This is a genomic window from Streptomyces sp. DG1A-41, from assembly GCF_037055355.1.
Lineage (GTDB): Bacteria > Actinomycetota > Actinomycetes > Streptomycetales > Streptomycetaceae > Streptomyces.
Window position 1 is genome coordinate 4,026,015 of sequence record NZ_CP146350.1, and the last position, 15,927, is coordinate 4,041,941.

Annotated in this window: 11 protein-coding genes and 3 pseudogenes; 3 read left to right on the plus strand and 11 right to left on the minus strand. The window is 70.5% G+C overall.

The annotated features are described in order from the left end of the window. Positions 1-268 precede the first annotated feature (268 nt). A complete protein-coding gene (locus tag V8690_RS18560) occupies positions 269-1,729 on the plus strand; it encodes a polysaccharide biosynthesis tyrosine autokinase (RefSeq protein ID WP_338780297.1) in 1,461 nt (486 codons plus the stop codon). 351 nt (positions 1,730-2,080) lie between these two features. On the opposite strand, the gene V8690_RS18565 is transcribed toward V8690_RS18560, so the two are convergent. Further along, the gene (locus V8690_RS18565; RefSeq protein WP_338780298.1) at positions 2,081-2,665 is read right to left on the minus strand and encodes an LPXTG cell wall anchor domain-containing protein; all 585 of its coding nucleotides are present in this window, start codon (positions 2,663-2,665) and stop codon (positions 2,081-2,083) included. Positions 2,666-2,945: 280 nt separating this feature from the next. Here V8690_RS18565 and V8690_RS18570 point away from each other — a divergent pair. After that, positions 2,946-3,287: pseudogene (locus tag V8690_RS18570) on the plus strand (SUMF1/EgtB/PvdO family nonheme iron enzyme); the annotation flags it as partial. On the opposite strand, the pseudogene V8690_RS18575 reads toward V8690_RS18570, so the two are convergent. Next, a pseudogene (locus V8690_RS18575) lies at positions 3,284-3,361 on the minus strand (formylglycine-generating enzyme family protein); the annotation flags it as partial. The pseudogenes V8690_RS18570 and V8690_RS18575 sit on opposite strands and share 4 nt — an antisense overlap. Before the next feature lie 200 nt (positions 3,362-3,561). Beyond that, positions 3,562-4,788, minus strand: coding sequence for an MFS transporter (locus V8690_RS18580; RefSeq protein WP_338780299.1), 1,227 nt, complete (start codon positions 4,786-4,788; stop codon positions 3,562-3,564). Positions 4,789-4,955: 167 nt separating this feature from the next. Between V8690_RS18580 and V8690_RS18585 the strand changes: the two are divergent. Beyond that, positions 4,956-5,238, plus strand: a pseudogene (locus V8690_RS18585) (transposase); the annotation flags it as partial. Positions 5,239-5,253: 15 nt separating this feature from the next. Here V8690_RS18585 and V8690_RS18590 read toward each other — a convergent pair. The 8 genes from V8690_RS18590 to V8690_RS18625 all read right to left on the minus strand — a co-directional run bounded on the left by V8690_RS18590 (position 5,254) and on the right by V8690_RS18625 (position 15,858). After that, positions 5,254-6,222, minus strand: coding sequence for an EamA family transporter (locus V8690_RS18590; protein WP_338780301.1), 969 nt, complete (start codon positions 6,220-6,222; stop codon positions 5,254-5,256). A 281-nt stretch (positions 6,223-6,503) separates the two neighbouring features. Beyond that, positions 6,504-7,640, minus strand: a complete 1,137-nt coding sequence (locus V8690_RS18595) for a peptidoglycan bridge formation glycyltransferase FemA/FemB family protein (RefSeq protein ID WP_338780302.1) — start codon at positions 7,638-7,640, stop codon at positions 6,504-6,506. 54 nt (positions 7,641-7,694) lie between these two features. Beyond that, positions 7,695-8,504, minus strand: coding sequence for a metallophosphoesterase family protein (locus tag V8690_RS18600; RefSeq protein WP_338780304.1), 810 nt, complete (start codon positions 8,502-8,504; stop codon positions 7,695-7,697). Continuing rightward, positions 8,482-11,394, minus strand: coding sequence for an FAD-binding and (Fe-S)-binding domain-containing protein (locus tag V8690_RS18605; protein ID WP_338780306.1), 2,913 nt, complete (start codon positions 11,392-11,394; stop codon positions 8,482-8,484). The genes V8690_RS18600 and V8690_RS18605 overlap by 23 nt, the downstream gene beginning before the upstream one ends. A gap of 60 nt (positions 11,395-11,454) precedes the next feature. Further along, positions 11,455-12,297, minus strand: coding sequence for a carbohydrate ABC transporter permease (locus V8690_RS18610; RefSeq protein WP_338780307.1), 843 nt, complete (start codon positions 12,295-12,297; stop codon positions 11,455-11,457). Between the two features lie 7 nt (positions 12,298-12,304). Beyond that, positions 12,305-13,297, minus strand: coding sequence for a sugar ABC transporter permease (locus V8690_RS18615; RefSeq protein ID WP_338780309.1), 993 nt, complete (start codon positions 13,295-13,297; stop codon positions 12,305-12,307). Between the two features lie 94 nt (positions 13,298-13,391). Continuing rightward, positions 13,392-14,732: a sugar ABC transporter substrate-binding protein gene (locus V8690_RS18620; protein WP_338780311.1), complete on the minus strand. Its 1,341-nt coding sequence runs from the start codon at positions 14,730-14,732 to the stop codon at positions 13,392-13,394. A gap of 106 nt (positions 14,733-14,838) precedes the next feature. Next, positions 14,839-15,858 carry a LacI family DNA-binding transcriptional regulator gene (locus tag V8690_RS18625; protein ID WP_338780313.1) on the minus strand — a complete coding sequence of 340 codons (1,020 nt, stop codon included), beginning with the start codon at positions 15,856-15,858 and terminating at the stop codon, positions 14,839-14,841. Positions 15,859-15,927 lie beyond the last annotated feature (69 nt).

Consider the following 15,927-nt stretch of genomic DNA (forward strand, 5'->3'; position numbering starts at 1 on the left):
CTGACCAAGAGTGCTTACACCGGCGAACAGTGAGCATGACTGTCGAACCGTGCGGCCCTGCGGAAAAGCCACCAGATGGTGCAGCGCCCGGTCGGCACGGTGGACCAGGCGCCCTCAACCGACAGGTGTCTGCCTACAGGGCTGTTTGTCGGGCCGACATTGGGGTGGCTACACCGGCTGAGGTGTTCGATCCCCTACCTTCGCCACTACGTAAAGGGAACAATGTGCCACCTTCGGGCGATTCGCCTGGTTCTATGAGAGGTGCAGTTTGGATCTCCGAGGATTTTTGAAGGCTCTTGCCAGACGTTGGCCGACTGCCGTGGTCTGTCTGGTCCTCGCTGTCGGCGCCGCGTGCGCCGCCACCGGCTTGAGCACCCCCACCTACGAGGCGCGCACTCAGCTCTTCGTCGCCACCCGCAGTGGCGAGGACATGGTTCAGCTGACGCAGGGGCAGAGCTTCTCCCAGGCGCGTGTGCAGTCGTACGCCTCGATCGTCACCACCAGCCAGGTGACCCAGCCCGTGGTACGTAAGCTGAGGCTGCGCACCACACCGGAGGAACTGGCGTCTCGGATCACCGCCGAAGCCCCGCTCAACACCGTGCTCATCAACATCAACGTCCGGGATACCGTTCCCAAGCGTGCCGCGAGCATCGCCAACGCCGTCGCGGAGCGTTTCACCGTCGTCGTCGAGCAACTGGAAACACCACCCAGGCCGGCACCCCCGAAGCCGACCGGCGCGCGACAGTCGGTACCTCCTCCGCCCGTCTCGCCCGTCGCGCTGGGCATCACCCAGAAGGCGACCACGCCCGCCGCCCCGGTCTCGCCACGTCCGTTGCTCAACCTGGCCGTCGGAGTGCTCGGTGGCCTGCTGGTCGGGGCCGGGCTGGTGGTCCTGCGTGAAACTCTCGACACCACCCTGAAGACCAGTCGGGCGCTCACCGAGTTCTCCGGGTTGCCGGGCCTGGGATCCATCCCGTACGACAAGCAGGCACCCAGACGGCCGCTCGTGACCACAGCGGGGCAACACTCCCCGCGCGCCGAGGCGTTCCGGAAGCTGCGCACGAACCTGCAGTTCGCCCAGGTCGACGATCGTCCCCGGATCATCATGGTGACCAGTTCGGTGCCTGGCGAGGGCAAGACCAACACCGCGGCGAACCTGGCTCTCTCCCTCGCGGAGGCGGGCGCCTCCACCTGCCTGGTGGACTGCGATCTGCGCCGCCCCTGCGTGGCCAAGACCTTCGGCCTCGTCCAGGACGCCGGACTGACCACCGTGCTGATCGGGCAGGCCCGCGTCGGGGACGTCATCCAGCAAGCCGACGATCGGCTCGCGGTGCTCGCCAGTGGCCCGAAGCCACCGAACCCCACCGAGTTGCTCGGCTCGACCCGTATGAGCGAACTGCTGAGTGAGCTAACGAGCACCTACGACGTGGTGATCATCGATACGGCGCCGCTGCTGCCGGTCGCCGATACCCTCGGACTCGCTCCGCTGGCCCAGGGCACGCTGCTCGTCGTCCGCGCCTCGAAAACCAGCCGTGACCAGGTCCGTGCCTCCGTCGAGGCCCTGGAACGCGTGGGCAGTCGCGCCCTGGGCACCGTCTTCAGCATGGCCGCGGCACCGAAAGGCGCCGGCTACGACACCTACAGGGGCTACGGCGAACTGCCCGCACCGCGCATGTCGGCCCACCTGGACGAGAGCGGCGCGCCTGCGGCGACAGCAGGTGAGAAGTGAGGCGAGAGAAAAGAAGCGCTCGGTTCGCCCAAAGGGAGCACGGGAACGGGTGGAGGTGCGCAGTCGCACACGGCTTCGCCTGCCGGCACCGCCACCCAGCGGTCTGGCAACTGACGGCCACGCTTGCGGCGCACTGACGGGGCGGGTAGCGGTCGAGGACGGCCGCCGCAGTGTGGATCTCCGGATCCTTCTGCGTCCGCGACCTGTTCGAAGCAGGGCAGCAGTCCGGTGACCCCGACCCAGGCGGCGCGGGCCAAGGGAAGCGCAGCTGCGGTCAGCGGCGCTTCCCGGGCTCCGTGGCACGGTTCCGGCATCGGGGTCACCGGACGACGGTGTGTACCTGCCCCTCCGTCAGGACCTGCGGCGACGGCGCATGGCGAGCATCGTCCCTCCACCGACTGCGGCCAGTCCGGCCGCCGCACCACCCAGCATCATCAGCGTCTCGTCGTTGCCCGTGTCCGCAAGCCGGCCATGATGGCCGCGGTGGTCCCCTCTGCCGTCGTGGCCGTAGTGGTCGTCGCGACCGTCGTCGCCGGGACAGTCGACATCGCCCGCGGGGGGCAGTACCTCGAGGGGCGCACGAAGGATCAGATCGGGGTCGTGCGCGAACAGCTTGAAGGTGTGAGGGCCGGGCGGGGTGCACTCGGGGATGGTCACCGTGCCCTCGACAACTCCCTGCCTGTCGGCTTGGAACCGGCCGAGCACGACCTTCTTCGAGAACAGCACCGCCGTGACGGGGGCCTGGTTGGGGGCGAAGCCCGTTCCTGTGAAGCTGACGTCTTCTCCGGCCTCCACCGTGTCCGAGGAGAGAGTCAGGCCTGGACCAGGGGGCGGGTACTGGGCGTGGGCTGTGCCTGCGCCGACCAGCGGCGCGGCGATGACAGCAGCGGATGCCGCCGACGCCAGGGCAACCCGCCACAGCGGTGAGTTTTTCATTTTCTGCACCTTTCAGGATTGAGGTCAGGTGGGGTAACGCAACGTCGGCCTCACATCAAGACCTGTATACATGGATAAATGGTGTATATCGATCCGTCACAGCTTGAGCTCGACCAGAAGTCACCGGATGGTGTGGCGCTCGCTGGTCCGTCTTGCGCATGCCTGTCGCCTGACGATGGATCGTGCGACGACCGAGTTGGTAGCCGCTCCGGCAGCGACGGGAGGATCCACCTGGTCCGGTCCCTTCGGGGCGGACACCGAGGTCGCCCGCTCCGGCTGCTACGCCCGGGTCACCGGTAAGCGGCCGAGTGCCGCTCACGACGACCGGCTGCCCGTCGAGGGCGTGTCGTGGTGGGACGCGGTAAAATTCTGTGACGCGCTGTCCAGGGCGGATGGACTGACGCCCGCGTATCACCTGGGCGATGACTCCGAGTCGGTCGACTGGGACGTCTCCGGTGACGGGTACCGGCTGCCGACCGAGTCCGAGTGGGAGCACGCCGGTCGGGCCGGCAGCAGCGGGCCGCGGTCGGGGCGGCTCGATGAGATCGCCTGGTATCGCGGCAACTCGGAGGAGCGGATCCGTCCCGTGGGCGGCAGGCAGGCCAACGCGTGGGGCCTCTACGGATGACTACGACTCCGTACCGAAGCACGGCAACTCCAGTGCCCGTCGGCCCAGCCACCGCCCCGCAACACCCGAGGTCATGCTGGGCACGGTCGCCTGTCTCCGGAACGCCTCGGGAACACCGGTGGCCGACGCCGGGCCGGGTGAGGCGGCCAGGACTGTGACGGTGCCTGTCGCGAAGGCCCCTATGGGACACGCCCCCGGTCCGGCGGCAGCGAGCACCGCCTCCGACAGTGGTCGGCAGATCAAGATCTGTGGGCGAGTCTCTGTGCGTTCAGGACCGCTCCTCGCAGTCCGGACCGGTGAGGCGCTCGGCGAATCGTGACCCTACTGCCAGGACCATGAGCACCGCGGTGCAACCTCCCAGCAGCATGACCGCGGACGGAGAGGTGCGGTCCAGGGTGACTCCCCCTACGAGTGCACCGAAAGAGATTGTTGCCTGGAAGGAGGCGGTGAACAGGACCGATGCCGCTTCTGGGGCATGCGGCGCACTCTTGGAGAACCACGTCTGGGACGCAACTGGTACGGCGCCATACGCGATGCCCCACACGATCAGCAGCATCACTGCGCCCGTCTCCCAACGGCCCAACGCTGGAAGCAGAAGGGTCACCGCGGCGATCAGGCCGGCCGCGAGCCCGAAGACGGTCCGCGGATACCGGGCCACCCAGGCGCCGCCCAGGAAGTTGCCGAGGATGCCAGCGGCACCGTAGAGCAGCAGGAATGTAGTGATCAGACCGGCGCCGGCGTGGGTGACCTGTTCCAGGAATGGTGTCACGTAGGTGTAGGTACCGAAGTGAGCCAGCACAACGACGAACGTCAGCAGGAGTGCAAAGCGGGTACTGGCGCTGCGGAGCATGCCGCCGAGGACGCTCAGTCGGGTGGCCCGGACCGGAGGAAGCGGCGGCACGAACAAGAGCAGCATGACCAGTACGCCGACCGTCAGAGCTCCCATGACGGTGAAGGCCGTTCGCCATCCGGCGAGATCTCCGATGAGGGTGCCCGTCGGCACGCCGAGGACGGATCCCAGCGGGACGGCGGAGAAGATCACAGCAGTTGCCCTGCCGACCGAGGCCGGCGGCACCAGTCGTTCCGCCAACCCGGCTCCGATCGACCAGAAGCCGCCGATCGCGATCCCGACCATGATCCGGGAGGTCAGTACGAGCCAGTAGTCGGGTGCCGCGGCGGCAAGGAAGTTCGCCAGTGCCAGCAGGAGCATGAAGACGCAGAGCATCAGTCGGCGGTCGAAGCGTGCCGTGGCCGCGGTGACCAGTGGAGCGGCGATCGCCGCCAGGAAACCGGGCATGGTCATCATCAGTCCAGCCATCCCGTCCGAGACGGTGAAACTGGATCCGATCGAGGTCAGCAGACCGATCGGCAGGATTTCGGTGGTGACGATGACGAAGATTCCCAGCATCACCGAGACCACGGCCAGCCACCCCATCAGCGGGGATCGAGAGGATAAGAGTTGGCCGTTGACTGAAGCGGCGGTGGTTGCCGACATGGCGTCCCGTCCTGTGAAAGGCAGCGCGTTTCGCGATCAGTCCAGCAGACCTCATCGAGGGGTGGCTGGCAGATCTGCAACCGCACCCTTGCCCTTCACGGGTGATGTCGCCTTTCCGCCGACAACGGTGAACGCGATGACTACCGCATCGCGGCTCGACTGGTCGCGTCACTGACGGGCACGGCACCCCGCTCGCGGTCATTCTCATCAAAGGCAACCGCAACGACGTTACCCAGGTGATGCCACTGCTGGACGCCGCCCCACCAGTTCGCGGCCGGGTCGGTCGTCCCCGCCGCAACCCTGGCTCCATGCTCGCCGACCGCGGCTACTACCACGGCATCTGCCGCGACAAGGTCCGTGTCCGCCGGATCGTGAAACAACCGAGCCGACATCCATGAGGCGTCCCTGAAACTCGCCTGCTGCCTCGCCACCCATCGGCAACTCAGCTCAACGTGTCAGCCCTTGTCAGCCCTCCAGCCCCGCGCCCTCCAGCGCCGCCGTCTTCCGGCGGTCGCGGCCGCGGCCGACCTGCGTCCGTACCGCCCCCATGCTCGCCGCGATGACGAGGGCGATCGCGGCGGCCTCCATGGCGGTGAGGGCCTGGTCGAGGAGGAGGAAGCCGGCCGTCGCGGCGATGGCCGGTTCCAGGCTCATGAGGATCGCGAAGGTGGAGGCGGGCAGGCGGCGCAGGGCGAGCAGTTCGAGGGTGTAGGGCAGGACCGAGGAGAGCAGGGCCACCGCCGCGCCCAGGCACAGCGTCACCGGGTCGACCAGCTTCGCTCCCGACTCGGCGATGCCCAGGGGCAGGAACAGCACCGCCCCCACCGCCATCGCCAGCGCCAGACCGTCCGCCTGCGGGAAGCGGCGGCCCGTACGGGCGCTGAAGATGATGTAGGCCGCCCACATGGCGCCGGCGCCCAGGGCGAAGGCCGCTCCTATGGGGTCGAGGCTGCTGAAGCCTCCGCCGCCGAGCAGGAAGACACCGGCCAGGGCGAGCGCCGCCCACACCACATTGATCGCGCGGCGGGACGCCAGGACCGAGAGGGCGAGCGGCCCGAGGACCTCCAGGGTGACCGCGGGGCCCAGCGGGATGCGGGCGACGGCCTGGTAGAAGAGGCCGTTCAGCGCGGCCATGGTGATGCCGAAGACGACGACCGTGCCCCAGTCGGTGCGCGAGTGGCCGCGCAGCCGCGGTCGGCAGACCAGCAGCAGGACGACCGCAGCCACGAGCAGACGGAGCGCCACCACCCCGAGGGCGCCCGCCCTCGGCATCAGCATCACGGCCAGCGCACCGCCGAATTGCACCGAGATCCCGCCCGCGAACACCAGGGCCACCGGCCCGAGGGAGCCCAGCCGACCCGGCCCGGCGGCCGGTGCGGCGGCAGCGGCGGTTGTCGCGGGTTGGTGCGTGGTGGCGCTGTCGGGGGTTGTCACGGGCGGTCCTGTGCTCGTCGGCGCTGATCGGAGGCTGTGCCGGCCGTGCCGGCCGTTCGCACCTCGGCATGCACTCCACGTACACCCCGATGTACTGCACAGTCCAGGGTAATGGACCCTGTCAGGGGCGTGAACCTCTTTTGCCTCTGTCTCGGTCAGTGAGATGACGGGCCGACCGGATGGGCCGGGTACTCCGCGAACAGCGGCATTCGCAGTTCGCCCGTCGGCGACCCGGCCCTCCGTGCCACCTCTTTCCGTTCGGGTTTCGGGAAGTGGCTCGCTCAGCGCCGGGCGAGGTAGAGACTGAACGCCTTGTACAGCAGCCCGTTGAGCGGGTAGTCCCATTCGCCGAGGTATTCGACGGCCTCACCGCCGGTGCCCACCTTGAAGCGGAGCAGGCCCACCAGATCGCTGGACTCCTCCAGGGTGTCGGTGATGCCGCGCAGGTCGTAGACGGCGGCGCCGAGTTCGTGGGCGTCGCACATCATGCGCCACTGCACGGCGCTGCTCGGCTGGACCTCGCGCCGGCGGTCGGCGGAGGCGCCGTAGGAGTACCAGGCGTGGTCGCCGACGCTCAGCATGGTGGCGGCGGCGAGCGCCTCGCCGTCGTGGTACGCGAGGTAGAGCCGCATCCGGTCCGGGTGTTCGGCGGTGAGCGCGCTCCACATGCGCTGGAAGTACGGCAGCGGGCGCGGGAGGAAACCATCCCGCTCGGCGGTCTCGGTGTACAGCTCGTGGAAAACCGGCAGGTCCTCCAGAGCACCACGCACGACCTTCACGCCGGCCTTCTCCGCCTTCTTGATGTTGCGCCGCCACTGCTGGTTCAGGCCGTTGTGGATGTCCTCCAGCGACCGTCCGGCGAACGGCACCTGGAAGACGTACCGGGGCTGACCGGCGGCGAAGCCGTCCTCGCCGCCGGGTGCGGTCTGCCGCCAGCCCATGCGGCGCAGGCTGTCCGCGACCTGGCCGGCGCGGGGTTCGTACGACGTCGCCCGCACGTCGCGCAGCCGCCGGGCGGCCGGGTCCGCGATCGCCGCCTTGACCGTCTCGGCGCTCCAGCGGCGCACCACGACCGGCGGGCCCATCCGCACCGCGAAGGCGCCCCGTCTCCCGAGGTGGGCGACCATCGGCTCCAGCAGGCGTTCGAGACCGGGCTCGTGCCAGTCGAGGAGCGGGCCTTCGGGCAGGTACGCGAGGTACCGCGGCAGTCCGGGCAGCCGTGGCCCGGGCAGGGGCCGCAGCAGCACCAGTCCCGCGCCGACGAGCTGCCCGCCCTGGTCGAACCAGCCGAGGCTCTCGGCCTGCCAGTCGGGCTTCACCTCACCCCAGGAGGGGACCTGGGTATGGCTGGCGGAGGGGCGGGCCGTGACGAACGCGAGGTGCTCGTCGCGGGTGATCGGCTGGACGCGGACGCTCATGAGCGGGCTCCTTCGAGCAGCGGCCCTCGGCGGGCGGTGGCTGGTCCCGCGAGCCTAGGAGCGGCTCCGTCCCTCCCCCGGTTCAGACACTCGGGTCCGCCCGTCCCGTGGCCCGAACGCCTCAAGCGCGTCCTCGTCGCTCGCGCGGGCGTTGAGGTGGTAGCCGGCCCAGTCGGCGATGTCCGGGTACGCGCACTCGGCGATCAGCCGCGCGGTCGCGGCCGGGATGTCGTACGGCGTGACGCGCAGGTCGGTGCCCGGGCCCAGCAGGCACCAGTGGGCGCCGGGACGGCCGTACGGCATGCCGACGCTGCCCGGGTTGACCACCAGGCGGCCGTGGGCCAGACGGGCGTAGGGCATGTGGGTGTGGCCGCACACCACGGTGCGGATGTCTTCGTCCAGGTCGGCGAACACCTCGGTCCAGCGGGCCGGGCGGGAGTCGACCAGGACGATCTCCTCGTCGTCGCGGGGTGTGGCGTGGCAGAAGAAGACCTTGCCGTGGCCGGGGACGGTGAGGGTCAGGGACGTGGGCAGGGAGTCGAGGAAGTCGACCTGGCCGGGGGTCAGTTGCCGTGCCGCGTACGGGCTGATCGCATCGGGGAACCGGGTCCGCTCTCCCCTGCGGATCTCGACCAGCTCGCGGTCGGCGTTCCCGGCGACCCACAGCACACGGTCGCCCTGCGCCCGCAGCAGCTCGACGACCTCCCGCGGTTGCGGGCCGGCCGCGATGTCGCCGGTGAGCACGATGCGTTCGGCAGCGGCGACGTCCGGCTCGGCGAGCACGGCCTCCAGGGCGGGGAGAACGCCGTGGATGTCGGACAGTACGGCCACCCGCCCCGGTTCACCGCTCGGCCTCCCGTTCACTGCCTGCTCCCTCCAGCGCCGCCGCCAGCACCTGAGCCAGATGCCTCCCCCGCACCCCCGCCAGCTGCTCCAGCTGCGTCCGGCAGGAGAAGCCGTCCGCCAGGACCACCGTGCCGTCCGGGGCGCCCCGTACCGACGGCAGGAGCTGTTCCTCCGCGCAGGCCGCGGACACCTCGTAGTGGCCCTTCTCGAAGCCGAAGTTTCCCGCGAGACCGCAGCAGCCGCCGCTCAGTTCGCCGGAGAGCGAAGCGGCTTGACGCAGCCGGCGGTCGGCGGCGTCGCCCAGCACCGCGTGCTGGTGGCAGTGGGTCTGGCCGGCCACCGGGCGGTCCACGCGCGGCGGGGTCCAGCCGGGGGCATGGCGCTCCAGCGTCTGAGCGAAGGTGAGGACCTTGGCGGCGAGGCGGGCCGCGCGCGGGTCGTCGTGCAGCAGCTCCGGGACGTCCGTGCGCAGGGCGGCGGCGCAGCTCGGCTCCAGGACCACGACCGGGGCGTCGGTCTCCAGCACCGGCTCCATCAGGTCGAGCGTGCGCCGCATGACGGCCCGGGCGCGGTCCAGCTGCCCCGTCGACACGTACGTCAGCCCGCAGCAGACCCGGCCCCGGCCCCGCAGCAGGGACAGCGGGTCGAGGGCGACCGTCCTGCCGTCGCCCACCGGCGGTTTCGCCAGGTGCACGGTCGGCGGCAGCGCCACGCGCAGCCCGGCCGCCTCCAGCACGCGGACGGCGGCCTGTCCGACGGAGGGCGAGAGGTACTCGGTGAAGGTGTCGGGCCACAACACGACGAGACGGCCACGCCCGGCGGCAGCCACCTCGCCCCGCCTGCGCTCCCACCACCGGCTGAACGTCCGTGTCGCCACCCGGGGGAGCTCCCGCTCGGGGGCGATCCCGCCCAGCCGTTTCGCGGCCCAGGCGAAGGGCCGCATCCGGGCGAGGGCGTTGACCAGCGGCGCCGTGTGCGTGCGGGTCACGGCCCGGAGCCACACCGGCAGCCGGCCCATCGCGTAGTGCGCGGCCGGGCGGCGCCGGCCGGCGTAGTGGTGATGCAGGAACTCCGCCTTGTACGTGGCCATGTCGACCTCCACCGGGCAGTCCGAGCGGCAGCCCTTGCAGGACAAACACAGGTCCAGCGCGTCCCGCACCTCGGTGGAGCGCCAGCCGTCGGTCACCACCTCACCGGCGAGCATCTCGTGCAGCAGCCGGGCACGCCCGCGCGTGGAGTGCTGCTCCGCGCCGGTCGCCCGGAAGGACGGGCACATGACGGAGGAGCCGGAGACCGACGTCGTACGGCACTTGGCGACGCCCACGCAGCGCCGCACCGCCGCCGAGAAGTCACCGCCGTCCAAGGGGTAGCCGAAGGCGACGTCGACGGGCTCGCGGGGGAGGACGGAGAAGCGCAGGCCGGCGTCCAGGGGCGCGGGGCGGACCAGCATGCCGGGGTTGAGGAGGTCGTCGGGGTCCCACACCCCTTTCACCCGCTCGAACAGGCCCACCATCTGCTGCCCGTACATCGTGGGCAGCAGCTCCGCCCGCGCCTGCCCGTCCCCGTGCTCCCCGGACAGCGAACCGCCGTGCGCCATCACCAGCTCCGCGAGCTCCTCCGAGAAGCGGCGGAAACGGGCGATGCCGGGCTCCGTCAGCAGGTCGAAGTCGATACGGACGTGGATGCAGCCGTCCCCGAAGTGCCCGTACGGCGTGCCGCGCAGCCCGTGCGCGCCGAGCAGCGCCCGGAAGTCCCGCAGATACGCCCCGAGCCGGGCGGGCGGCACCGCGCAGTCCTCCCACCCCGGCCAGGCTTCGCTCCCGTCGGGCATCCGCGTCGCCGTACCGCTCGCGTCCTCCCGGATGCGCCACAGCGCGCGCTGCCCAGCCGGTTCGGTGACCACCAGGGAGTCCACGACATCGGCCGCCCGTACGATCGCCTCCGCACGCGCGCGTGACTCCTCGGCCGACTCCCCGCCGGTCTCCACGAACAGCCAGGCCCCGCCCCGCGGCAGCGTGGCCGCGGGCGGCACCAGGTCCGCCGCCATGCCCTCCACCGTCAGCGGCCCGAACGGCAGCAGCCCGGCAGCGGCCTCGGCCGCCGCGCTCTCGTCGGCGTAGCCCAGCACGGCCAGCGCACGCGCGCGTGGTGCCTCGACCAGTCGTACGACCGCCTCCGTCAGGACGCCCAGCGTGCCCTCGGAACCGCAGAAGGAGCGGGCCACGTCGGCGCCCCGCTCGGGCAGCAGAGCGTCCAGCGCGTACCCGGAGATACGGCGGGGCAGCTCCGGGAAGCCCGTGCGCAACCGTGCCAGTTCGCCGTCCACCAGCTCCCGCAGGCCGTCCGGGGCGCCGGCCCAGTCCGGCCCGAGCCGCAGCCGCCTCCCGCGCCCGGTGACCACGTCCAGCTCGCGCACGCTGTCCGCGGTCGTCCCCCATGCCACCGAGTGCGAGCCGCACGAGTTGTTGCCGATCATGCCGCCGAGCGTGCACCGGCTGTGGGTGGACGGATCCGGCCCGAACCGCAGCCCGTGCGGGGCCGCCGCCTCCTGGAGCCGGTCGAGCACCAGCCCCGGCTGCACGACGGCCGTGCGCGCCTCGGGATCCAGCGACACGAGCCCGTTCATGTACCGGGTGAAGTCCAGCACCACGCCCGTACCGGTCGCCTGCCCCGCGATGGACGTGCCGCCGCCTCTCGCCACGACCGGCACCCCCCGCTGCCGGCACACCTCCAGGACGGCCGCCACGTCGTCGGCGTCACGGGGAGCGACCACACCCAGCGGCACCCGCCGGTAGTTGGAGGCGTCCATGGTGACCAGCGCCCGGGAGGTGACGTCGAAACCCACGTCACCCCGGACGACCCCGCGCAGCTCCGCCTCAAAGGCTGCCAGATCCCCGACATCCGTCATGCCTCCAGCATGCACCCGGCCACTGACAGTGACGGGCCGGGGCGATGCTCGCCCGAGGTGTCAGCCCTTGACGGCGGAGCTGGCCACGCCCTCGACGAACCAGCGCTGGAAGAACGCGAAGACGATCAGCACGGGCAGCACCAGCAGCACACCGAAGGCGAAAATCTGGCCCCAGTCCGGGGGCTGCTGCCCCTGGAAGACGCTCATCTCCAGGGGAAGGGGACGCACCGACGGGTCGGACACCATCAGCACCGGCCAAAGGAAGGAGCCCCACTGGATGAGGAAGGTGAGGATCGCGACCGAGGCGAAGACCGGCCTGGACATCGGCACGATGATCGCGAAGAAGGTCCGCCAGGGGCCCGCGCCGTCCAGCCGGGCCGCCTCCTCGATGCTCGGCGGGATCTTCCGGAAGAACGTGTGGAACTGGTAGACGGCGAAGGCGTTGGCGACGAACGGCAGCGCCTGGATGAACAGGGTGTTGCGCTGGCCGTTGAACATGTAGAACAGCGGCACCGCCACCGACTCGAACGGGATCAGCATCAGCAGCAGGACCAGGGTGAACACCGCGTTCCGGCCTCGCCACTTCAGCCGCGTCAGCCCGTACGCAGCCATCGAGTTGACGATCAGTCCGCCCGTCACCACCACGAACGACAGCAGCACCGACACGCCCATGAACTGCCAGAAGTAGCCGGTGCTGTCGGAGTTGAGGCTGTCGAGGACGGCGGTGTAGTTGTCGAAGGAGAGGTGGGTGGGCAGAAAGCCGGACAGGCCGTTCAGGACCTCGTCGGACGGCTTGAGGCTGCCGAGGAAGAGGTAGAGCGCGGGGAGGGCGAAGACGAACGCCAGGACGCTCAGGACGGTGTAGTCGAGGACGCGGCGTACGGGCGTACGGGGCATGGACATGGTGGAGTCAGTCCTCGTTGTCGGGCCGGACGACGCGGCGCTGGACGATCGTCAGGGCGACGACGATCAGGAAGAACACCACCGTGACGGCTGAGGCCTGGCCGATGTTGTTCTGGTCGAAGGCCGTGGTGACGGCCTGGTACATCACGGTGCGGGTGGCGTCCTCGTCCAGGCCGCCGCCGCGGATGAGGATGTACACCTGGTCGAAGACCCGGAAGGACAGCACCGAGGTCAGCATCGCGACGAAGACGAGGGTGCCGCGGATGCCGGGCAGGGTGACGTGCCGGAACTGCTGCCAGCGCGAGGCCCGGTCCAGTTGGGAGGCCTCGTAGAGCTCGCCCGGGATCTGCTGGAGGCCGGCCAGCAGGATGACCATCTGGAAGCCGACGCCCTGCCACACCGACAGCACGATGATCGAGCCCATCGCGGTGAGGCCGTCGCCGAGCCAGTCGAAGGCACCCCAGTTGCCGAAACTCACCGCGTCCAGCAGGGAGTTGAGCATGCCCTGCTCGCTGCGGGCGAGGATCAGCCGCCAGATCACGGCGACCAGCGCCATCGGGAAGACCACCGGCATGAAGAAGAAGGACCGGAACAGGCCGATGGCCTTCAGCTTGCGGTTGAGCAGGATCGCCAGCGCCAGCGCCAGACCCGTCTGGAGCGGTACGACGACCGCGGCGAAGGTCAGGTTGTTCAGCAGCGCCCGCAGGAACGGGCCGGACAGGTCGGGGTCGGTGAACAGCCGCCGGTAGTGCTCCACGCCGAAGAAGGTGGGCTCCAGCGGCGAGCCGAGGCGGACGTTGTAGAAGGAGAGCACCACGGCGTAGCCGAACGGGATGCCGACGAAGGCGATCAGCCCGCCGACGGCCGGGGCGGACATCAGCAGCCCGTGCAGCCAGTCGCGGTTGCCGCGCGACGGACGCGAGGGCTTCGCCAAGGGCGCGGACGAGGCGGCCTGCGCCCGGCCAGGGGCCGCGGGGTGCGCGGGTTCCACGGTTTTCACGGGAGGGTCCTCTTCCCGGCGGGGCGGGCCCGGTCGGTACGTGGCTGCGTCGTCACGTCGCCGACGGCCCGCCCGGGCCGATGCGTCCTGCGGGTTACGGGATCTCGTAGCCGGCGTTGTCGGTGAAGTCCCGGTCGATGGCGCGGGCGGCCTTCTGCAGGGCTTCCTCGGGGTCGGCGCCGCCGTAGATCGAGTTCAGGGCCGTGTTGAACTTGGCGGTGACCGTGGGGTATCCGGCGGTCACCGGGCGGGTGACGGCGACGCAGGAGGCGCTGATGTCGCTGTCGCCGCACGGCTTGGCCAGCTGGTCGGCGAAGAGCTGGAGCGGGCCGCCGTTCTTGTACAGCTCGCTCTTGGCGAGTGCGGACTCGGTGGCGGGCACCGCGCCGTTGGCCTTCGTCATCGCACCGACGTTGCCGTCGTTCAGCAGGTAGTCCAGGAAGGCGCCCGCGGCCTTGCCGTTCCTGCTGTCGGCGCCGATGCCCCAGGCCCACGAGCCCTGGCCCGTCTTGGGGCCCTTGCCGAAGTCAGGCAGTGGCAGGACGACGAGGTCGTCACCGAGCGCCTCGCTGTACGCGGGGTAGTTCCAGTGGCCGACCCAGCTCAGCGCCACCTTGCCCTTGGCGAAGGCGTTGCCGTCGGTGTTGGGGTCGACGTACGTCTTCCAGGACTGGAAGGTCTTCATCGCGGAGACCACGTCCGGGCTGTCGAGGGCGCCCTGCGCCTTGCCGTCCTTCAGCAGGCCGCCGCCGGCCGACCAGACGATCGGGGAGAAGCCGAAGGTGCCCCACTCGGTGGCCAGGCCGTACTGCTCCGATATGTCGAGGACCTTGCCGTCGGAATCCTTGCCCTTGAGCGCCCCCAGCGCCTTGCCGAACTCCTCGGCCGTCCAGGCGTCGTCCACGCCCGTCGGGTACTTCACACCGGCCGCGTCCAGCAGCTTCTTGTTGGCGTACATACCGAGCCCGGCGTCGAACATGCCCAGGCCGTAGTGCTTGCCGTCGATCTCGCCCTGCGCCTTGATCGCGTCGGTGACGTTGTCGAGGGTCTTCGCGGAGACGTGGCCGTCGACCGGGGCGAGCTTGCTGTTGTAGACGAAGTTCGCCATCGTCGGGCCGTCGAACTCCAGCACGTCCGGCAGTTCCGAGGCGTCGGTGGCGGTGATGGTCTTGGTGTAGTCGTTCTCGGGGATCAGCTTCAGCTCGGCCTTGACGTCGCTCTGCGAGGAGTTGAAGGACTTCACCGCGTTCTGCAGCGCGGCCGCCTCGCTCGCCTGTCCCTGGTGGGCCCAGACGCTGATGGTGCCCTTGCCGCTGCCCTCTTCGGCGGAGGTGTCGCTGCCGCCGCCCCCGCCACAGGCGGCCAGCGCGGCCAGGGGCAGCAGAGCGAGGGCTGTCAGGCCCGTACGACGGTGTTTTCTGTGACCGGTGATCATGGTGGTGCCTCCGTGCGGGTGTGCGGGTGGGTGCGCGGACGGTGGGGAAGGGGCCGGGGGGCTGAACGGCGCCCCTGGTGGCGGGCGGGGAGGGGGACGGGTGGAGCTACCGCTGCCTGTCGGTGTTCGGCGGAGCGGTGGTCTCGCGGAGGACGAAACGGATGGGCATCTCGACGGGGTGCGGCGGCCCGGCTTCCGGATCGTCCAGCCGCGCCAGCAGCAGCCGGGCCGCCTCCCGGCCCTGGGCCGCGACCGGCTGGGCCACGGTGGTCAGCCCGACCACCTCGGACAGCTCGTGATCGTCGAAGCCGACGACGGACACGTCCTCCGGAACCCTCAGCCGGTGCCGGCGCAGGGCTCGCAGCGCGCCCATCGCCATCTCGTCGGACTGGGCGAACACGGCGGTCGGCGGGTGGCGCAGCGCCAGCAACTCGGTCATGGCCCGCTCGCCGCCCTCGACCGTGTAACCGCCGTCCGCCTCCAGTGCGGGGTCGGGCTCGATCCCCGCGTCGGCCAGCACGTCCAGATAGCCCTGCCGGCGGTCGAGGGGCGTGGTCCAGTGCAGGGGCTCGCTGGCGCCGGAGATCATGCCGATCCGCCGGTGGCCGAGGTTCACCAGATGCCGTACGGCACTCTGAGCCCCGCCCCGGTCGTCGATGCCGACCGCCGTGAAGCCGGGCCGGGCGCCGCCGACCGTGGTCGCCAGCGGCACGTCGAGGGACCGCAGGGCGGCGGCCTCCTCGAGGTCGGGGATCAGCAGGGACAGCACGGCGTCGACCCGTTTGCGGATCGGCAGCTTGGTGAAGAAGCGCTTGCGGGCCTCCGGTGAGCCGAGGTTGTACAGCAGGACGTCGTAACCGGCGGCGCTGAAGACCCTCTCGGCGGAGTCCAGCACGGTGCCGAAGAACCAGCGGCCGACGTACGGGACGACGACGCCGATGGTGTAGGTGCGCCCGCTGGCCAGGCTGGACGCCGAGCGCGAGGCGGTGTAGCCCAGCTCGGCGGCGGCCTCGACGATCCGGGCCCGCATCTCCTCCGACACTCCGGGACGGCCGCGCAGGGCACGGGACACGGTGGACGCCGAGACCCCGGTGGCCTCGGCGACATCGGTGATGCTGACCGTCACGGGACGCTCCTAGATCGAGTGCACGCCGCGAGCCCGGGGCCCGGAAACACAGCGGCGTGAGGGGGAGTG